This is a genomic window from Massilia sp. FBCC-B171, assembly GCF_059134155.1.
The window spans coordinates 2340438-2360121 of sequence record NZ_CP101443.1 but is presented as its reverse complement, the minus strand read 5'-3'; the positions used below and the strand labels follow the sequence as shown (position 1 = coordinate 2360121).

Genomic DNA, 19684 nt, shown 5'->3' with positions numbered 1-19684 from the left:
GGCTATACTGCCGCCATGCGCATACAGCTGTTTTCCGACCTCCACCTCGAACGCTATCCGGCTTTCCAGCCCGCGCTGGCGCCCGGCATCGACGTCATCGTCCTGGCCGGCGACATCGGCTCTTACCAGGCAAGTTCGCGCCTGGGCGGCACCGACTTCGGCCTCGAACGCTTCGCACCCGCCCTCGGCGCCACGCAGGCGCAGGTGCTCTACATCCCCGGCAACCACGAGTTCGACGGCCTGGAGTTCGATGAAACCTATGATCGCCTGCGCGCCACCTGCGCGCGCCTGGGGATCACCTGGCTCGACCGCGAGACGGTCCTCATCGATGGCGTGCGCTTCATCGGCACCACCCTCTGGGCCGATTTCGATGCGCTGGCCGCGGGCCACGAGCTGACCAAACAGCTGCAGCTGCGCGAAAAAGCCCAGCGCGCCGCCAACTACTACCTCGGCAAGAACACGACCCTGCGGGATGGCGAGCCGGTGCTGGCCGAGGGTTGGCGCGCCATGTCGCTAGCCTGCCAGGAATGGCTGCGTGAGGCCCTGGCCGTTCCCCACGACGGGGTGACGGTCGCGGTTACCCATTTCGCGCCCAGCCTGAAAAGCGCCGATCCGCGCTATGGCATCACGCCCGGCACGGCCGGCTTTTGCAATGCCCTCGACGAATTGTTCCCGCTGGCCGACCTGTGGCTGCACGGCCACCTGCACTGCCTGAACGACTACGTTGAGAGCGGCGTGGAAGATGGCCGCGCCTGGTCCTGCCGCGTTGTCGCCAATCCGCTCGGCTACCTCTCCAAGGGCGAGCAGGAAGGGTTCCGGCCCGGTCTCGTCATCGAGTGCTGAGCGCTCAGAACTTCATTTCCAGGGTGCTGCGCACGCGCACGCCGCCTGGATAGCGCCAGCGGCGCGTTTCCACCCCGCGCGCCGGGTCGGTGTAATCCGGTCCGAACACGTTATCCCCCAGCGTGTCGGCAAGCGCGACCCGCAGCTGCGTGTTCGGGCTGAAGGCCCACAGCGCATAGGCATCGAGCTCGCTGCGCGAGGCGCGATAGAAGCCCCGCTCAGCGGCTACCTGCACCCTGCCGCCGCGCCGGTAGGCGACGCTGCCGCCCGTGGTGAGCGCGCCCGACTTGTAGTCGATGGCGGCGTTCGCGCTCAGCGGCACCTGCTGTTCCATGCGGTTGCCCGGCCCCGGCACCGAGTCCACGCGCGACCAGTTGCGGCTGACGCTGGCGCGCAGGTCGATCGCCGGGGCGCCCGCCCACACCGATTTGAGCGGGAACTTGCTCTCCACGTCGATGCTGCGCATGAGCGCCCGGTCCTCGTTGGCGGGCGTGAAGATCCAGCGCGCGCCGTCGAAATAGATGCGGTTGCTGGTGTAGTCGTCGATGCGCCGCACGGCGCCGCTGACCGACAGCATCGCCCCCTCGGCCCAGAAATGCTCCCAGGCCGCGTCCAGTCCCCAGGCAAGTTCGGGCTTCAGGTCCGGGTTGCCCTGATAGTCGGCCTCGGTGGCGCTGTTGTTTTCCCAGGCCCTGCGCAGCGGCACGATGGCAAACAGGTCCGGCGCCTTGTAGGTGCGCGACAGCGCAAGGCGTAGCTGGTCGCCCTTCCCGCCGGGAGGCTTGTACAGGGTCTGCACGATCGGGCTGAGGACACTCGAGGTGACGCGGGCCGGCGCGAAGCTGTTGCCGAGCACACGCGTGCGCACGCCTTCAAGGCGCGTGCCGAGGTAGACCGACCACTGGGCCCAAGGGTCCACTCGTCCTGGACGTACACGGCGGCGCGGCTGGCCTGCGCGCGGAAGCGTTCGTCAAGCACACCAGGCGGCAGCACGCGCACGCGGTCGCGCTCGACGCGGATATCGTCGCTGTCGTCGACGCGGATGTCCCAGCCCAGCGCCAGCAGGTGCCCGCCGCCCGCCGTGTAGGTCGCCTTGCCGGTCGTGTTGACGCCCCTGGCGTGGGTGTCCGTGAGCGTGCTGCCGTCGGTTTCCAGCCTGCCGCCGGCGTCGAAGCCGAGACGCTTGACGAACATCTTGCGCGACGACCATTCGGCGCCGAACTTCAGGTCGAGTTCAAGCCCGGAGGCCGTCTTGCGGTTCCAGCGCAGGTCGGACTTGATCATCCTGTCGTCCATCTCGCCGAAGGTCTGCAGGTCAGGCACTTGCGGCGCCGGGCCGGCCAGGGTCGTGATCAAGGGCTGGGCATGGTTGCGAAAGCTGGTGCCGTTGCCCATGCTTTCCCAGGCGATGGTGTCGCCGTTATCGAGCGTCCAGTTCAAGCGCGGGGCGAGATTGAACCGGTTGGTGTGGCCGCGCTCGGGCACGACGGTTGTGCGCAGCAGGTCGACGCTGCCGCTTGGCGCGCGGTTTTCCTCCACGCCGTACGCTTCGCGGTCCAGGGTGTCGTGGTTGCCGCTGGCGGTAAAGGCGTACGAGGAACGTTCGCCGCGGTCGCCCAGTTCGGCGTTGAAGTTCGGTCCCCGGAAGTCGCTGGCTGCCAGGTAGCCCAGCTTGGCCGAGCGCTGGCGCTTGCGCGCCGCCTTGCGCAGCACGATGTTGATGGTGCCGGCCATCGACTCGGCGGAAAACTCGGCGCTCGCCACGCGCAGTACTTCGATACGTTCGATCAGGTCGGGCGAGAGGGAGTCGAGCGCGAAGCCGGCCGGGGTGCGCTCGCCGTTGACCAGGATCTGGGTGTAGCCGCGCCCGAGCCCGCGCATCCTGACTTCGATGCTGCGCCCGGCGCCGGTGGTGAGCGTCACGCCGGGAATGCGCTTGAAGATGTCGGCCACGCTGGTGTCGCCGTAGCGCGCGATTTCCTCGCGCCCCACCACGATGCGGGCAGCCGTGTCGTCGCGGCGCGCGTTGTAGCTGTCCGCCCCGCCTTTCACCTCGACCTGGGCGATGGGCGCCGCGGTGCCGGCTTGCTGGGCGCCGGCCTGGGCTGACAGAGCGGCGGCGAGTAAGGCGAGATAGTGCGGGCGCAGCAGGGGCATGTTTCACTCTCCAGAGATCGTTATACGCGGTGTGCGCACGACTATATTCCAGAGAGTAGCAATTTGTAAAGTTAAATTGGAAGTTTATATTGCCACTTGCTAGCAATTTATACTTCCATTCATTTGCCTTTCAGCGCGTGAGGGCCGCCCGCTCCTCCAGCGTCAGCACGCGCGGCGCGCGCACCGGCGCACCGGATGCATCGAAGAAGGGATTGTCGCGCCAGCCGCCATTCAGGCGCGCCTTGACCAGCATGACGCCGATCTTGCCGATCGCAAGCACGCTGCCCAGGGGCTTGGGCTTGCTTGGACCGTAGGCCGAGCTGGAACTGGCGACCATGCGCACGCGCCCCAGGTCGCGCTCGATGGTATCAAGCGGCGCGTCGAGGCAGGTGCGCACCACCCCGACATACGACATCTTCGGGTCGCGCGGGGTATTCCCGATCGGGGTATTGCAGCAGGACGCGTACCAGCGGTAGATGCCTTTCGGGCTGAGCGACATGCAGGCCAGGTGTTCCTGGCCGCTGGTGAAGCGCACCGCCGCCGGCAGCGCCGCCTCGACCTCGGTGCCGCCGCCGGCGTCGAGCACGCGGTCCTCGGCCTTCAGGTAGCGGGCGAAAGCCTGGCAGTCCTTGCAATAGCAGACGGCGCGCGCGGCCACCTGCTTGGCATCGACTTCACCCTGCAGCTTGCCGCACTGGCAGCGTAGCGCAATTCCCATCACTCCTCCAATCAGAAAAAGTGGCGCCAATCCTCGAGCCATCCGGGGAAGGCCGATGCCTCCATCGGATTGGCAATGTGATAGCCCTGGGCATAGGTGCAGCCCAGCCCCTGCAGGAAGTCCCAGTCCTGGCGCGTCTCGACGCCGACGGCCACCGACATCCGGTCCAGGCTGTGGGCGAGGGACAGGCAGGAGCGCAGCACGGTGCCGAGCGGGCGCCGTTTCGAGGCGCCGTCGACGAAGCTGCGGTCGATTTTGAGTTCCGTGAACGGGATGCGGGCGAGCAGCTGCAGGTTCGAGCGTCCGGTGCCGTAGTCGTCGATCGCCAGGCCAAAGCCCATCATCCGCAGGCGCACCAGGCGCTCGATGAAATTCGGGTCGGTGTTGAGCGCCGAAGACTCCGGCATTTCGAAGGTGATGTAGTCGGGCAGGATCGCGTGGCGGCCCAGGCAGGCCGTGATCTGGCGCAGGAAGGCGGGATGGGCCAGGGTCTCGGGCGCCAGGTTGATCGAGATCGAGATCGGCGTGCCCTGGTCGTGCAGCCAGCGGCAGCGCTCGACCGACAGCTCGATCATGCTCCAGTCGAGAAAATCGATGCGGTTGTTCTGGACCAGGGCGTCGATGAAGGCCGACGGCCCCAGCAGGCCGTGCTCGGGATGGTTCCAGCGCGCGAAGGCTTCCAGGCCCTTCACCTGGCCGGTGGCGAGTTCGATCTTCGGCTGGAAGAAGGGTTCGAACTGGCGCTTCTGCAGGCCGTTGCCGATCTCGGCGAATTCGAAGCGCGGGGTGCTGTCGAGCGTGGGCGGCACGCTCGCCGGCGCGTAGTTGTCGATCAGGGGTTTGAGCTTGGCGGCGGTGACCGGCTTCGAGACCGACCCGAGCAGGTCGATGCCGTAGGCCTGGGCCAGGGTCTCGACCGAGAACAGCAGGTTGGCCGGCTGGGCGCCGGTGACGATCAGGCTGATCCCGGAGTCGAGCATTGCCAGGTTGCGGATCAGTTCCAGGCCGTCCATGCCGGGCAGCGCGAGGTCGATGATGGCGACGTGCACGCGCGGCGTGAAGCCGGCCTGGAAGGTGCGCAGCGCCATGTGCCCGTCGGGCACCTCGGTGACGCGGCTGGCGCCGAGGCGGCCCAGCATCTCGACCAGCCCGGAACGCTGCGTGCTGTCGGCTTCGGCTACCAGGAAATGCAAATGCGCGATGTCCATCTCTACTCCACAAGCTGTTTAGCGCGAGCTTACCCTACAGGGGGCAATGCCGTCCATGAATCGCGCTGATGCCGCGCTCATGCCGCCCGCTGGCGCAGCTGTTCGAAGAAGCAGATGGCGGCGGCCGCGGCCACATTGAGCGACTCGACCTGCCCCGCATGCGGGATCACCACCTGGTGCGTGGCGCGTTCCATCAGCTCAATCGCCACGCCCTGCCCTTCGTGTCCTAGCAGCCAGGCGACGGGGCCGGTCAGGTCGACCTCGTACAGCTTCTGCTTGGCGTAACCGCTCATCGCCAGCACCGGCAGCTTCGAGTTGTCGATCAGCGCGCCGAGGTCGGCGTTCTCGAAAATCTCGAGCACGAAATGCGCGCCCATCGCCGCGCGCAGCACCTTGGGCGACCAGCAGAAGGCCGTCCCGGCGCTGCAGAACACCTGGGTGATGCCGGCCGCGCCGGCGCTGCGCAGGATCGAGCCGACATTGCCGGGGTCCTGCACGCCGTCGAGCAGCACGCTCGATACGGTCAAGCTGTGCGGCTGGACGGGCGATGGCGTGTCGACCAGGAACAGCAGGTGCACGCCATGCTCGACCTGGCTGAGGGCGCCGAACAGCGCGTCCGGCAAGACCGTGACGTGCGCGCGCAGGCTTTCGCAGCGCTCGACGATGCCGGCCACCTCGGGATGGTGCAAGGCGCCATCCGAGACCACGCAATGGCCCGGCGCGCCGCGCAGGTCGAGCCAGGACTGGCACAGGTGCACGCCGTCGAGCAGCGTGCGCCCTGCCTTGCGGCGCGCCTGCGAGCTGGCGGCGAGCGCCTTGAGTTCCTTGTAGAAGGGATTGTCGCGCGAAGAAACCTGTTTCATGCGACGGCCGCGAACAGGTCGACCTGCAGCAGGTTGCGCACCGGTGCGAACGAACGCCGGTGCACCGGCGACGGGCCGTGCAGGCGCAGGCGCTCCAGGTGCAGCGCCGTCGAATAACCCTTGTGCTGGTCGAAGCAATACTGCGGGTACTGGGCATGCAGGCGCACCAGTTCGGCGTCGCGCGCGGTCTTGGCCAGGATCGAGGCGGCCGAGATCGCGTGGCACTTGTCGTCGCCTTCGATCACCGCATGGGCGCGGATGGTCATGGGCGGGCAGCGGTTGCCGTCGATCAGGGCCAGGGTCGGGATCGTCTGCAGGGCTTCCACGGCGCGCCGCATCGCCAGCATGGTCGCATGCAGGATGTTGAGGGTGTCGATTTCCTCGCACGAGGCTTCGGCAATCGCCCAGGCCAGCGCGTACTCGCGGATCTGCGGCGCCAGTTCGTCGCGGCGCGCCTCGGTCAGCTTTTTCGAATCGCGCAGGCCTTCGATCGGGCGCTTCGGGTCGAGGATGACGGCGGCGGCATACACCGGGCCGGCCAGCGGGCCGCGGCCGGCCTCGTCGACGCCGCAGACGATGTCGAGGTCGGTGAACGGGCGCAGCCGCGGCGGCAGGCCGGGGTAGAAGTTGAAGCGTTTTTTACTCATGGTGCCTGATTCTTTATTTTCCAATGACCTTCAGCACAGCCTCTGCACTGACCGCAGCGCTATCGCGCAGGAGGCCATGATGCATCTCCGTGAAGCGCGCCGCAAGCCGCTCGCGTCCCGCGGCGTCGTTTAGTTGCTGCCACACCGCATCGGCCAGCGCTTCGGGCGTCACGGCGTGCTGCAGCAGCTCCGGCACGACGAATTCGCGCGCCAGGATGTTCGGCAGGCCAATCCAGGGCATGTAGCCCATGTGGCGCATGATTTCCCAGGACGCGCGCATGACTTTATAGGCAATCACCATCGGCTTCTTGAACAGCGCCACTTCCAGCGTCGCCGTGCCGGACGCAACCAGCACGGCGTCGGCCGCGGCAATGGCCGTGTGCGAGTTGTCGGCCAGGGTCAGCTCGATGCCCCCCAGGCCGGTCTGGGCGACGATCTCGCTGAAGTAGGCGCGCTGCTTTTCGCCCGCCATCGGCACCACGAAGCGCAGGCCGGGATCGCGTTTGGCCAGCAGGCCGGCCGCGCGCACGAAGGGCTCGGCCAGGTATTTCAGCTCGCCCATGCGGCTGCCCGGCATGATGGCGACCACGCGCGCATCGCGCGCCAGGCCCAGCGCCGTGCGCGCCGCCGCGGCATCCGGCGCCATCGGAATAGTTTCGGCCAGCGGATGGCCGATATAGGTTACCGGCACGCCGGCATCCTTGTAGATTTGCTCTTCGAAGGGGAAGATCACCAGCATGTGCGAGACCGCGCGCTGGATCTTCTTGATGCGCCCGCCGCGCCAGGCCCAGATCTGGGGGCCGATGAAATGCACGGTCGGAATCCCGGCGGCGCGCAGCTGCTCTTCCAGGCCGAGGTTGAAGCCGGGGTAGTCGGCGCCGATGAAGGCGGCCGGACGCTCCCGGACCAGGCGCTCGCGCAGGCGGTTCTGGATGCCCTTGATTTCGCGGTAGCGCGGGATGATTTCAAACAGGCCGCGTACGGTCAGGGTCTCCATCGGCAACTCCGACACGAAACCCTGCTCGATCATGCGCGGCCCGCCGATGCCGTGGAAGCGCGCGTTCGGGAGATGGGGCCGCAGCCCGGCCAGCAGGCGGGCGGCGAGCATGTCGCCGGACACCTCGCCGGCGACCAGGGCTAACGAAACCTCAGCGGACGATGCCACGGGTGGCGCTGCCGAGGAAGTCGCGCATGGCGCGGATCTGGCTTGCCGCGTCCGGCATCGATTCTTCATCGCGCGCCAGGGCCGCCTTGGCCTCTTCCAGCGTCAGGTTCTCGCGGTAGATGTGCTTGTAGGCGGCGCGGATGCCGTCGATCTGGGGACGCGTGAAGCCGCGGCGCTTGAGGCCTTCGATATTCACGCCGCGCGCGCCGGCCGGGTTACCCGACACCAGCACGAAAGGCGGCACGTCCTGCGTCAGGCTGGTGTACATGCCGATGAAGGCATGCGCGCCGATCTTGCAGAACTGGTGCACGCCGGCATAGCCCGACAGGATGGCGTGGTCGCCCACGTGCACGTGGCCGGCCAGTTGTGCGTTGTTCGAGAAGATCGTGTGGCTGCCGACCTGGCAGTCGTGCGCCAGGTGCACATAGGCCGAGATCCAGTTGTCGTTGCCCAGGCGCGTGACGCCCTCGTCCTGGGCCGTGCCCAGGTTGAAGGTGACGAACTCGCGCACCGTATTGCCGTCGCCGATTTCCAGGCGAGTCGGCTCGCCGTTCCACTTCTTGTCCTGGGGCGCGGCGCCGATCGAGCAGAACTGGAAAAACTTGTTGTCCTTGCCGACCGTCGTATGGCCTTCGATGACCACGTGCGGCCCGACGACGGTACCGGCATCGATGCGCACGTTGGGGCCGACGATCGAATACGGGCCGACCTCGACCGAACTATCGAGCTCGGCCTTCGGGTCGACGATCGCCGTGGCGTGAATCTTGTTGCTCATTACTGCCCCGCTGCACTCTCGTTGGCACGGATGGTGCACATCAGTTCGCCCTCGACAGCGACCTTGCCGTCGACGCTGGCCGTGGCCTTGTACTTCCAGATGCCGCGCGAGACGCGCAGGATCTCGACGTCCATCACCAGCTGGTCGCCGGGACCGACCGGACGCTTGAAGCGCGCGTTGTCGATGCCGACGAAGTACACGACCGAGTTCTCGTCGGGCTTCACGTCCATCGTCATGAAGGACAGGATGGCCGCGGTTTGCGCCATCGCTTCGATCATCAGGACGCCCGGCATCACCGGCTGGTGCGGGAAGTGGCCGTTGAAAAATTCTTCGTTGACGGTGACGTTCTTGATCGCGGTGATGCGCTTGCCGATTTCGACGTCGAGCACGCGGTCGACCAGCAGCAGCGGATAGCGGTGCGGCAGATATTCCTTGATCTCGGTGATGTTCAGCGTGCGCTTGGGCGCGGTGTTGGCTACGGTATCAGTCATTTTCGGGTTTGCTCTGTTCGGTAATCGTTTTGATTGTTTTTTCCAGGGCGCGGATCTTGTCGCGCATGGTGTTCAGGTTGCGCACGATCGCGGCCGACTTTTCCCATTCGGCGTTTTTCGCCAGCGGATAAAATCCCGTGTACTGGCCCGGTTCGAGCACCGAGCGCGAGACCATGCTGCCCGACGAGATATGCACGTTGTCGGCGATCTCCAGATGCCCGAGCACCATCGCCGCGCCCCCGAAGGTACAGCGGCTGCCGATCTTCGCGCTGCCGGCCACGCCGACGCAGCCGGCCATCGCCGTGTGCTTGCCGATATGGCAGTTGTGGCCGATCTGGATCTGGTTGTCGAGCTTGACGCCGTCTTCGATGATCGTGTCGGCCAGCGCGCCGCGGTCGATCGAGGTGTTCGAGCCGATATCGACGTCGTCGCCGATCACCACGCGTCCGGTCTGCGGAATCTTGATGTAGACGCCCGCCTCGTTGGCAAAGCCGAAGCCGTCGCCGCCGATCACCGCGCCCGAATGGACGATGCCGCGCGCGCCGATGATACATTTCCTGTGGAAGGTGACGTTGGCGTAGAGGTGCGTGCCCTCGCCCACGGTCGCTTCACGCCCGATGAAGCAGCCGTGATCGACGATGGCGCCGGCTTTCACCACCGCTCCTGCTTCGATCGTGACGTGCGGGCCGATGTGGGCCGTGGCGTCGATCTCGGCCGAGGCATCGACGACCGCGCTCGGGTGGATGCCCGGGCTTGGGGCGGCTTCTTCGAGCGAGACGAAATACTGCGCGGCGCGGGCGAAATAGGCGTAGGGGTTGGTGGTGACGATGCGCGCGCCGGTATAGGTGGCGGCAACGGACGGGTCGTCCAGCGGCGACAGGATCAGCGCCGCCGCTTCGCTTTGCGCGGCCAGCGCGCGCAGCTTGCTGTTGCTGAGGAAGCTGATCTGGCTGGCCCCTGCGCTGTCGAGCGGCGCGATCGACGCGACGATGAGGTCGGGATCGCCCGCCAGCTGGCCGCCGAAACGCTCGACCAGGTCGCCGAGGCGTACGCCCGGCTGTGAATGTTGACGATGTTCCAAGTTACTTGTCCAGCAGTTTCAGGATCCTGTCGGTGATGTCGATGCGCGGGCTCGACCACGCCGCTTCCTGCAGCACGGCGTCGAGCTTTTCCTGCTCGGCGATCTGTTCGATCAGCTTGTAGGCCCTGGTGGCGATCGCGGCGCGCTCTTCACTCTTCCTCTGCATCAGGTCTTCGGTGAATTCGCGCTGCATGCGCTGCACGTCCTTTTCCATGTCGAACAGCTCGCGCGCGCGGCGGGTGCGCTCGATGTCGGTCAGGCGCGGCGCGTCGGTATCGAACTTTTCGCTCATCTGCTTGAACTTGCCAAGCATCTCTTCGGTCGTCTTCTGGCGCTTCGAAAACTCGGCCTGGATCTTGGCGTCGGCCGCCTTGGCCATTTTCGATTCCGTCATCAGGCGCTCGGTGGTCACGAAGCCGATCCGGCTAGGGGCCGATTGCGCCAGGGCCGGTGAGGCGGTGCCGCACAGGGCCGCCAGCACCAGCGCGTGTGGCAGCGCTTGTGACAAGATGCGTGGCAGCGAGGCTATCGGATTTTTCAACATGGTTCTCCGCGATGAAAAGGGTAAACCCAGGGGTAAATGCCGACGGGCGCCGGTCAGAAGCCCGTGCCCATCTGGAACTGGAAGCGCTCGAGCTGGTCGCCCGGTTTCTCATTCAGGGGCTTAGCATAACTCAAGCGCAGCGGACCGACCGGCGAAATCCACGACAGGCCGATACCTGCCGAGTAACGCAGCTCGCCCAGGTAGATCTTCGACTTCTCCTGGAAGACCTGGCCGCCGTCCACAAAAGTGAACCAGCGCAGGCTGCGGTCCTTGCCGCTGCCCGGGAACGGGAACTGCAGTTCGGCCGTGCCGAGGACGCGCTTGGAGCCGCCGATGGCGTCGCCGTAGACCGGATCGACCACGCCCAGCGTCGAGCTCTCGTAGCCGCGCACCGAGCCGATGCCGCCGGCATAGAAGTTCTTGAAGACCGGATACGAGCTGCCGCCGATGCCCTTTCCGTAATCGAATTCGCCGCGCAGGGCCATCGTCATCCACGAGGTCAGCGGACGGTACCACTGCTGTTCATAGACCACGCGGAAATACTTGGCGTCGCCGATCGCGTCGATTTCGAAGTTGGCGCGCTGGTAGCGGCCGATGCTCGGCGTCAGCGCGCTGTCGCGGCTGTCGCGGCCCCAGGCCACGCTCAGCGGGATCGAGATGCTCTTGCCGGTACCGATACCGTTCGACGGGCCGCCGTTCTGGGCCACGAAGTTGCGGTACAGGGCCGGGCTGGAGCTGTCGGTCTCGAGGGTCGTGCGCTCGAGGCCCGCGCCGAAGTAGACGGTGTCGGTCTCGGAGAACGGCACGCCGAAGGTCATGTTGCCGCCGGTCTGGCGTACCGTGTACGAACCGATGTTCGACAGCGGCGGACGGGTCGTGCGCAGGTAGAGCTGGAAGGCGCGCGAGACGCCGTCGTCGGTGAAATAGGGGTTCGTGTTCGAGAACGCGATCGTGCGGCTGTACTTCGAGGTGTTCAGGTCGATGCCCACGGTCTGGCCGCTGCCGGCGAAGTTCGCCTGCTGGACCGAGGCCGTGAAGGTGAACTTCTCGGCCTGCGAGAACGAACCGCCGACCATGAAGTTACCGGTCGGTTTTTCCTCGACCGTCAGGTTGATGTCGACCTGGTCGCTGGTACCCGGCGACTCCGGCGTGTCGACCTTCACTTCCTTGAAGTAGCCGAGGCGGTCGACACGGTCGCGCGAGAGCTTGACCTTGTTGGCGTCGTACCAGGCGCCTTCGAACTGGCGGAATTCGCGGCGGATCACTTCGTCGCGCGAGACCGTGTTGCCCGAGATGTTCACGTGGCGCACATACGCGCGCTTGCCCGGGTCGACGACGAAGGTGAAGGCCACTTCGCGCTTTTCGCGGTTGATCTGCGGGTCGGCGCTCACGGTTGCAAACGCATAGCCGAAGTTGCCCAGGCGCGCGGAGATGCGCTTGCTCGAGGCTTCCTGCAGCGCGCCCGAATAGGTGCGGCCCGGCTGCAGGACGATCAGGCTGCGCAGTTCTTCTTCGCGGCCGAAGGTCTCGCCTTCGAGCTTGACGCTCGAGACGGTGTACTTCTCGCCTTCGGTGATGTTGATCGTGAGGTAGATGTCCTTCTTGTCCGGCGTGATCGACACCTGGGTCGATTCGACGTTCGCCTCCAGGTAGCCGCGGTCCAGGTAGAAGGACTTGATCGCTTCCAGGTCGCCGGTCAGCTTGGTCTTGGAATACTGGTCGGCCTTCGAATACCAGGTGAACCAGCCGGAAGTGGTCAGCTGCAGCACTTCGCGCAGTTCCTTGTCCGAGAAGGCCTTGTTGCCGACGATGTTGATCTGGCGGATGCGCGACATGTCGCCTTCGTCCACGTTGAACATGACGTTCACGCGGTTGCGCTCGATCGGGGTGATCGTGGTCGTGATCTTCACGCCGTACAGGCCGTGCGACAGGTACTGGCGCTTGAGTTCCTGTTCGGCGCGGTCCACGGCCGACTTGTCGTAGATCTTGGCTTCGCCGACGCCGATGTCGCGCAGCGCCTTGACCAGCATGTCCTTTTCGAACTCCTTGGTGCCGGTGAACTCGACCGTGTTGATGGCCGGGCGTTCTTCGACCAGCACCACCAGCACGCCGTTTTCTTCTTCGAGGCGGATGTCCTTGAAGAAGCCGGTTGCATACAGCGCCTTGATCGCGGCGACGCCCTTGACGTCATCGAAGGTCTCGCCCACGCGCACCGGCAGATAGGTAAACACGGTGCCCGCTTCGGTACGCTGGATGCCTTCGATGCGGATGTCCTTGACGACGAACGGATTGACGGCGAGCGCGGGAGCGGCGCACAGCGCCAGCACGGCCGCGCCGATCAGGCTGCGGCGAATGAACGGCAGGGCAAAACGATCTGGTTGTGATTTCATTGGCTAAATCAATGGGTCAATCATTGGACAACATACAAATATTCTTGTTTGGCGGTGGCGCGCTGCCGCTATAGCCGCTGCGACAGGTCATTGAAGATGGCGAGCGCCATCAGCATGAACAGCAAGGCCACCCCCGCGCGCTGCGCGAATCCTTGGATCCGCTCGGACAGGGGACGCCCGGTTAAAACTTCCAGCGAATAATACAACAAATGCCCCCCATCGAGCACGGGGATTGGTAACAGATTCATGACACCCAGGCTCACGCTGACGACTGCGATGAAGCCCAAAAAGGTGGCCAGGCCCATGCGTGCGGTCTGTCCGGCATAGTCGGCAATGGCAATCGGGCCGGTGATGTTCTTCAGCGAAGCCTGCCCCGTGACGATCTTGCCGATCATCTTGAACGTCAGCACCGTCATCTCCCAGGTCCGGCGCGCGCCCTTTGCGAAGGCCTCGACCGGGCCGGCCTGCACCGTCACGCGCTCGATCGCCGGCGCCAGCTGCACGCTGGCCAGGCCCTGCCCTTTCGCGTCCTTCGCGGGGGTCAACGGCAGGCTCAAGCTCTGGCTGCCGCGCCGCACCGCCAGCTGCATGGTGCGCCCCGGCGAGGCGCGTACCGCCTGCACGAAGTCGGCCGCGTGCGCGAAAGGCTTGCCGTCGGCGCCGAGCACGACGTCGCCCTTCATCAAGCCGGCGGCGGCGCCGGCGCCGCCGGCCACCGCGTTCTCCACCTGCGGCAGGCCGATCCAGACGTCCAGGCCGAGCGCGCCCATGATGTCGCCCTCGGGACCCGGCTCGCCGATGGCGCTGGCCGGAATCGTGGCCGTGTACTGGCTGCCGTTGGCGCCGCGTACGTCCAGGCGCGCATCCTGCTTGTCGACCGCCAGGTGGGTGACCTGCCAGCGCAGGTCGGACCAGCCTTCCACCGGCTCGCCGTTCACTGCGACGATGCTGTCGCCGCCGCGCAGGCCCGCCGCATAGGCCGGGGTGTCGGCCGCCATCGGACGCAGCTTGGTGCCCGGCTCTTCGACGCCATGCATGAAGAGTGCGCCGAACAGCAAGATGGCCAGCAGGAAGTTGGCGACCGGGCCGGCGCCGACGATGGCGATGCGTTTCCAGACGTTCTGGCGCATGAAGTCGCGCTCGCGGTCCTTGTCGTCCTTCGGCGCCGTTTCCGGGTCGCGGCTGTCGAGGAACTGGACATAGCCGCCCAGCGGCAGCGCGGAGATGGCCCATTCGGTCTGGTCCGGCCCGAAGCGGCGCGACCAGACGACCTTGCCCATGCCGACCGAGAAGCGCAGCACTTTCACGCCGCAGGCGCGCGCAACCCAGTAGTGGCCGAGTTCATGGAAGATGATGAGCGGCCCGAGCGCCAGCAGGAAGGCTACCGCAGTGTAGAGAAAGCCCATGGTCAGTTCCGCCCGATGGCAGCGACGATGCTGGAAGCGGCGGCGCGGGCGCGCGCATCCTGGGCCATCACGGCCTCGATGTCGTGGGCCGCGCCGTGCTCGTTCTCGTCCATCACGCGGCGCAGCACGCGGTCGATGTCGCGAAAGCCGATGCGCTCGTCCAGGAAGGCTTCGACCGCGATTTCATTGGCCGCGTTCAGCAGGGCCGGCGCCGTGCCGCCCGCGCGCAGGGCCTCGAAGGCCAGCGCCAGGCAAGGGAAACGCGCGTAATCGGGCTTGTGGAATTGCAGCGCGCCCATGCTGGTGAGGTCGAGCTGGGCCACGCCCGAGTCGATCCGCTCCGGGTAAGCCAGCGCATGGGCGATCGGGGTGCGCATGTCGGGGTTGCCGAGCTGGGCCAGCACCGAGCCGTCGACATAGGACACCATCGAGTGGATCACGCTTTGCGGGTGGATCACGACCTCGATCAGGTGGGCCGGTGCGCCGAACAGCCAGTGGGCCTCGATCACTTCCAGGCCCTTGTTCATCATGGTGGCCGAGTCGACCGAGATCTTGCGGCCCATCGACCAGTTCGGGTGCTTGCAGGCTTCAAGCGGGGTCACGTCTTCCAGCGTTTCGACGGCGCGGTGCAGGAAGGGCCCGCCCGAGGCGGTCAAGAGGATCTTCGCCACGCCGGCTGCGCCGGGCGTGCGCGCGTAGTCGCCGGGCAGCGACTGGAAGATGGCATTGTGCTCGCTGTCGATCGGCAGCAGGGTCGCCTTGTGTTCGCGCACGGCGTCCATGAAGAGCTGGCCGGACATGACCAGCGCTTCCTTGTTCGCCAGCAGGATCTTCTTGCCGGCGCGCGCGGCGGCCAGGGCCGGGGCCAGGCCGGCGGCGCCGACAATCGCCGCCATCACGGTATCGGTATCGGGGCTCGATGCGATCTCGCACAGGGCGGCCTCGCCATACGACACCTCGACCGGCAGGCCGTCTAGGAGGCGCGCCAATTCGGCGGCCGCTTCGGCCGTGCCGACCACGGCGCGTGCGGGGCGAAACTGGCGGCACTGCGCGGCCAGTTCGTCGACGCGGCTGTGGGCCGAGAGTGCGTAGACCTGGTACTGCTCGGGGTGACGCGCGAGCACGTCGAGGGTCGAGACGCCGATCGAGCCGGTGGCGCCGAGGATGGTAATACGTTGCATGTTAAAGCTCCTTACAGCCAGGCGCCGATCAGTGCCGCCAGGGGCAGTACCGGGACCAGGGCGTCGATCCGGTCGAGCACCCCGCCATGGCCCGGCAGCAGGTTGCTGCTGTCCTTCATGCCGGCGCGGCGCTTGAGCTGGGATTCGAAGAGGTCGCCGACGATGCTGGCGGCGACGATCAGGATCAGGACGAGATAGGTGGCAGCCCAGCCGAGGCCGGCCTGGACGCGGATCGGAAAGGTTCCGGCCAGCTGTTCGTTCGCCAGCACGATGGCGAGCGTGGCCAGCACCAGCACGGCGATGCCGCCGCCGATCGCGCCTTCCCAGGATTTGCCCGGGGAGATCGAGGGGGCGAGCTTGCGCTTGCCGAAGGCCTTGCCGGAAAAATAAGCGAAGATGTCGGCGCACCAGACGATCACCAGCACCGACAGCAGGTAGAGCGGCGAATAGGCATACAGCGCGACGATGGCCGCGAAGCAGCCCACCAGCGACACCGCATAGGTCAGGCTGAGCATGGTATTGGCGGCGCTGTCGAGCGCCGGCAAGCCGATTTTGAGCGAAGGCACGAAGCGCAGCGCCCAGACCAGCACGCTGATCACGAACCAGAAGGTCTGGGCCGCGCCGTTGGCGCTGAAGAAGAAGGTCCAGGCAAAGGCGGCGGTCCAGAACACGGCCACGATGGCCGCCTTGTTCGACTTCGGATTGAACAGGCGGAAGGTTTCCCAGACCGCGGCGCCGAAGAAGGCGGTCACCACCACCGCGAACGCCGTGAAGTTATTCGAATACAGCACTGGCAGGAGCACTGCCAGCAGCACGAGCGCGGTGAGGATCCGGGTTTTGAGCATCAGCTTGGTTAGTCTTATTTGGTCTTGTTGGCGACTTGTTCGCCGGTGCGGCCGAAACGGCGCTCGCGGTTCTGGTAGGACGCGATCGCCGCGTCGAGTGACTCGACCGAGAAGTCCGGCCAATAGGTGTCGGTGAAATACAGCTCGGAATAGGCCAGCTGCCACAGCAGGAAGTTCGAAATGCGCTCTTCCCCGCCGGTGCGGATGAACAGGTCGGGCTCGGGCGCATAGGCCATCGCCAGGTGCGGGGCCAGCATGTCTTCGCTGAACTCGGCCACGCCCGGATTGGCGGCGACCATTTTCGAGGTGGCCTGCATGATGTCCCAGCGTCCGCCGTAATTGGCGCAGACCGAGACCGTCAGGCGCGTGTTGCCGGCCGTGCGGCGCTCGGCATTGGCGATCATCTCGCGCAGCTTGGCATCGAAGCGCGACAGGTCGCCCACGACTTTCAGGCGGATGTTATTGGCGTGCATTTTCGACACTTCGCGTTCGAGCGCGGTGACGAACAGGCGCATCAGGAGCGAGACTTCCTCTTCCGGACGGCGCCAGTTTTCCGACGAAAAAGCAAACAGGGTAAGGTATTCGACCCCGCGCAGCACGCAGGCTTCGACCACGCCGCGCACCGCCTCGACGCCCTTGACGTGACCCGCGACGCGGGGCAGCAGGCGTTTCGTCGCCCAGCGCCCGTTGCCGTCCATGATGACGGCAATATGGCGCGGGACGGCCGGCACATCGGGAACTACGGTCGTGGAACTCTTAAAGATCATAAATCGTTTGCCATCAGGGACGTACGGAAGGCGGGTAATAAGGTGAATGAGCAAGCGGACCTTGCGCGATTGTGCCCGGCAATGGTCCGCATGCTGCTGTCGGTTACGTCTGCTTACCAGTTACAGCGTAGTTGCTGTGCTCGCTTGCGGATGGCCTTGCCATCGCGCCCGAGCACGGCATCTTACACGGTCAGGACTTCTTTTTCCTTTTCCGTCACCATCTTGTCGATGTCGGCGACGAACTTGTCGGTCAGCTTCTGGATTTCGTCGGAGGAGCGGCGCTCGTCATCTTCCGATGCGGTCTTGTCCTTGACCATCTTTTTCAGCTGCTCGTTGGCGTCGCGGCGAATGTTGCGCACGGCAATCTTCGCATCTTCGGCTTCCGATTTGACCAGCTTGACCATTTCCTTGCGGCGCTCTTCGGTCAGGGCCGGGGTCGGCACGCGGACCAGTTCGCCGAAGGTGGACGGGTTCAGGCCGAGGTCGGAATCGCGGATCGCTTTTTCGATGGTGCTCAGCATCTTCTTTTCATACGGCTGCACGCCGATGGTGCGGGCGTCGATCAGGGTGACGTTGGCCACGCCGGTCAGCGGGGTCGGCGAGCCGTAGTAGTCGACCGTGATGTGGTCGAGGATGCCGGTGTGGGCACGGCCGGTACGAACCTTGGCCAGGTCGGCACGCAGGGTTTCGATCGACTTGGTCATGCGCTCTTGCGCATTCTTTTTTACGTCAGCTAAGGACATGCTGCTCTCCTGTTATTCGATATTAAAAGCGAGTTCTACTGTTATTAAACGTGTACCAGTGTACCTTCGTCTTCGCCCATGATCACGCGCATGAGGGCGCCTGGCTTGACGATCGAAAACACCTTGATCGGGAGTTTCTGGTCACGGCACAGCGCGAACGCGGTCGCGTCCATCACCTGCAGCTGCTTCGAGATCGCCTCGTCGAACGAGATCGACTCGTAACGGGTGGCGGTCGGGTCCTTCTGTGGATCGGCAGTATAAACGCCATCGACCTTGGTGGCCTTGAGCACAATCTGCGCGCCCACTTCGGCGCCGCGCAGGGCAGCCGCGGTGTCGGTGGTAAAGAAGGGGTTGCCGGTGCCGGCGGCAAAGACGACGACCTTGCCTTCTTCGAGGTATTGCAGCGCTTTCGGGCGCACGTAGGGCTCGACCACCTGGTCGATGCCGATCGCCGACATGACGCGCGCGGTGATGCCGACATGGCGCATCGCGTCGGCCAGCGCCAGCGCATTCATGACGGTGGCCAGCATGCCCATGTAGTCGGCGGTGGCGCGGTCCATGCCCTGCGCTCCCGGCGCGACGCCACGGAAGATGTTGCCGCCGCCAATCACCACCGCCAGCTCGACGCCCTGCTTCGCCACTTCGGCGATGTCGGCAACCATGCGGTCGATGGTGACGCGATTGATGCCAAACTGATCGTCGCCCATCAGTGCTTCGCCAGACAGTTTAAGCAGGACTCGTTTGTAGGCTGGTTTTGTCATGATGAAGCGCTCTCCTGATGTATTGATTCGAATTCGGTTCCGGCGCCGGGCTCGTGGCATGGCGCCTCATCTGCAAATGTACAGATGGCGGGCAAAACGGCGCGCACGCTCGAATGTGGAGGGCGCACCAACCATGGCCAAAATGCAAATGGCCAGGTTAAAAAAACGGGCCTTGCGGCCCGCTTTCACATTACTGCTTGTTGGCAGCCATCTGTGCCGCAACTTCTGCTGCGAAGTCGTCGACCTTCTTCTCGATGCCCTCGCCCACGACGTACATCGTGAAGCCCTTCACCGTGGTGTTGGCGGCCTTGAGCATTTGCTCGATCGACTGCTTGTCGTTCTTCACGAACGTCTGGTTCAGCAGCGAGACTTCCTTCAGGTACTTCTGGACCGAACCTTCGAGGCGCTTGGCCAGGATTTCCGGCGACTGGGCAGGCTTGCCGGCGGCAGCGGCTGCGTCGGCATCTTCCTGGGCCTTCAGCTGGGCGACCGAACGCTCTTTCTCGATCATTTCGGCTGGCACGCCGTCCGACGACAGGGCGACCGGCTTCATCGCGGCGATGTGCATCGCGACGTCCTTGCCGACTTGCTCGTCCGCACCGTCGTAGTCGACGATGACGCCGATACGCGCGCCGTGCAGGTAGGAAGCGAGCTTGCCGGTGGTCTCGAAACGCTGGAAGCGGCGCACGGTCATATTTTCACCGATTTTACCGATCAGTGCCGAACGCAGTGCGTCGAAGGTCTGGCCGCCGACGTCGAGTGCGGACAGGGCTGCCACGTCGGCAGGGTTCTGCTCGGCGACGAGCTTGGCTGCCAGGTTGGCCATGGCCATGAATTCGTCGTTCTTTGCGACGAAGTCGGTTTCGCTGTTGATTTCCACCAGCGCGCCGATGTTACCGGAGATGAAGCTTGCAACCACGCCTTCGGCGGTGACGCGAGCGGACGCCTTCGATGCCTTGCCGCCCAGCTTGACGCGCAGGATCTCTTCGGCACGGCCCATGTCGCCTTCGGCTTCGGTCAGGGCTTTTTTGCATTCCATCATCGGCGCATCGGTCTTCGCGCGCAGTTCACCAACCATCGCTGCAGTAATTGCTGCCAT

Annotated in this window: 19 protein-coding genes and 1 pseudogene; 1 reads left to right on the top strand and 19 read right to left on the bottom strand. The window is 65.3% G+C overall.

Going from position 1 to position 19684, the window contains the following annotated elements:
• Nucleotides 1-15: 15 nt before the first annotated feature.
• On the top strand, nucleotides 16-843 hold the full coding sequence (locus tag NMB41_RS10745; protein ID WP_494382436.1) for a metallophosphoesterase: 828 nt from the start codon (nucleotides 16-18) through the stop codon (nucleotides 841-843).
• A gap of 4 nt (nucleotides 844-847) precedes the next feature.
• On the opposite strand, the gene NMB41_RS10740 is transcribed toward NMB41_RS10745, so the two are convergent.
• The 19 genes and pseudogenes from NMB41_RS10740 to tsf form a co-directional block, all read right to left on the bottom strand.
• Nucleotides 848-1699: a TonB-dependent receptor domain-containing protein gene (locus tag NMB41_RS10740; RefSeq protein WP_494382435.1), complete on the bottom strand. Its 852-nt coding sequence runs from the start codon at nucleotides 1697-1699 to the stop codon at nucleotides 848-850.
• 926 nt (nucleotides 1700-2625) lie between these two features.
• A pseudogene (locus NMB41_RS10735) lies at nucleotides 2626-3000 on the bottom strand (TonB-dependent receptor plug domain-containing protein); the annotation flags it as partial.
• A 130-nt stretch (nucleotides 3001-3130) separates the two neighbouring features.
• The gene (locus NMB41_RS10730; RefSeq protein WP_494382434.1) at nucleotides 3131-3718 is read right to left on the bottom strand and encodes a DUF6151 family protein; all 588 of its coding nucleotides are present in this window, start codon (nucleotides 3716-3718) and stop codon (nucleotides 3131-3133) included.
• Between the two features lie 11 nt (nucleotides 3719-3729).
• Entirely contained in the window at nucleotides 3730-4926 is a 1197-nt protein-coding gene (locus NMB41_RS10725) for an EAL domain-containing response regulator (protein ID WP_494382433.1), read from the bottom strand.
• 77 nt (nucleotides 4927-5003) lie between these two features.
• Entirely contained in the window at nucleotides 5004-5789 is a 786-nt protein-coding gene (locus NMB41_RS10720) for a TrmH family RNA methyltransferase (RefSeq protein WP_494382432.1), read from the bottom strand.
• The gene (gene rnhB / locus NMB41_RS10715) at nucleotides 5786-6436 is read right to left on the bottom strand and encodes a ribonuclease HII (protein WP_494382431.1); all 651 of its coding nucleotides are present in this window, start codon (nucleotides 6434-6436) and stop codon (nucleotides 5786-5788) included. The genes NMB41_RS10720 and rnhB overlap by 4 nt, the downstream gene beginning before the upstream one ends.
• Nucleotides 6437-6449: 13 nt before the next feature.
• The gene (gene lpxB, locus NMB41_RS10710; RefSeq protein ID WP_494382430.1) at nucleotides 6450-7601 is read right to left on the bottom strand and encodes a lipid-A-disaccharide synthase; all 1152 of its coding nucleotides are present in this window, start codon (nucleotides 7599-7601) and stop codon (nucleotides 6450-6452) included.
• A complete protein-coding gene (gene lpxA, locus NMB41_RS10705; RefSeq protein ID WP_494382429.1) occupies nucleotides 7585-8376 on the bottom strand; it encodes an acyl-ACP--UDP-N-acetylglucosamine O-acyltransferase in 792 nt (263 codons plus the stop codon). The genes lpxB and lpxA overlap by 17 nt, the downstream gene beginning before the upstream one ends.
• Complete coding sequence (fabZ, locus tag NMB41_RS10700) at nucleotides 8376-8867, bottom strand: 3-hydroxyacyl-ACP dehydratase FabZ (protein ID WP_494382428.1); 492 nt, start codon at nucleotides 8865-8867, stop codon at nucleotides 8376-8378. The genes lpxA and fabZ overlap by 1 nt, the downstream gene beginning before the upstream one ends.
• Nucleotides 8860-9948, bottom strand: a complete 1089-nt coding sequence (lpxD, locus tag NMB41_RS10695; protein WP_494382427.1) for a UDP-3-O-(3-hydroxymyristoyl)glucosamine N-acyltransferase — start codon at nucleotides 9946-9948, stop codon at nucleotides 8860-8862. Before lpxD ends, fabZ begins: the two co-directional genes overlap by 8 nt.
• Nucleotide 9949: 1 nt before the next feature.
• Nucleotides 9950-10492, bottom strand: coding sequence for an OmpH/Skp family outer membrane protein (locus tag NMB41_RS10690; protein WP_494382426.1), 543 nt, complete (start codon nucleotides 10490-10492; stop codon nucleotides 9950-9952).
• Between the two features lie 53 nt (nucleotides 10493-10545).
• On the bottom strand, nucleotides 10546-12882 hold the full coding sequence (gene bamA / locus NMB41_RS10685; protein ID WP_494382425.1) for an outer membrane protein assembly factor BamA: 2337 nt from the start codon (nucleotides 12880-12882) through the stop codon (nucleotides 10546-10548).
• 68 nt (nucleotides 12883-12950) lie between these two features.
• Nucleotides 12951-14288, bottom strand: a complete 1338-nt coding sequence (gene rseP / locus NMB41_RS10680; protein ID WP_494382424.1) for an RIP metalloprotease RseP — start codon at nucleotides 14286-14288, stop codon at nucleotides 12951-12953.
• A 2-nt stretch (nucleotides 14289-14290) separates the two neighbouring features.
• Complete coding sequence (ispC, locus tag NMB41_RS10675) at nucleotides 14291-15469, bottom strand: 1-deoxy-D-xylulose-5-phosphate reductoisomerase (protein WP_494382423.1); 1179 nt, start codon at nucleotides 15467-15469, stop codon at nucleotides 14291-14293.
• 11 nt (nucleotides 15470-15480) lie between these two features.
• Complete coding sequence (locus tag NMB41_RS10670) at nucleotides 15481-16314, bottom strand: phosphatidate cytidylyltransferase (protein ID WP_494382422.1); 834 nt, start codon at nucleotides 16312-16314, stop codon at nucleotides 15481-15483.
• Between the two features lie 14 nt (nucleotides 16315-16328).
• Nucleotides 16329-17081, bottom strand: a complete 753-nt coding sequence (gene uppS / locus NMB41_RS10665) for a polyprenyl diphosphate synthase (RefSeq protein ID WP_494382421.1) — start codon at nucleotides 17079-17081, stop codon at nucleotides 16329-16331.
• A gap of 182 nt (nucleotides 17082-17263) precedes the next feature.
• The gene (gene frr / locus NMB41_RS10660) at nucleotides 17264-17824 is read right to left on the bottom strand and encodes a ribosome recycling factor (RefSeq protein ID WP_494382420.1); all 561 of its coding nucleotides are present in this window, start codon (nucleotides 17822-17824) and stop codon (nucleotides 17264-17266) included.
• A 44-nt stretch (nucleotides 17825-17868) separates the two neighbouring features.
• Nucleotides 17869-18585, bottom strand: coding sequence for a UMP kinase (pyrH, locus tag NMB41_RS10655; RefSeq protein ID WP_494382419.1), 717 nt, complete (start codon nucleotides 18583-18585; stop codon nucleotides 17869-17871).
• Between the two features lie 190 nt (nucleotides 18586-18775).
• Entirely contained in the window at nucleotides 18776-19684 is a 909-nt protein-coding gene (tsf, locus tag NMB41_RS10650; protein ID WP_494382418.1) for a translation elongation factor Ts, read from the bottom strand.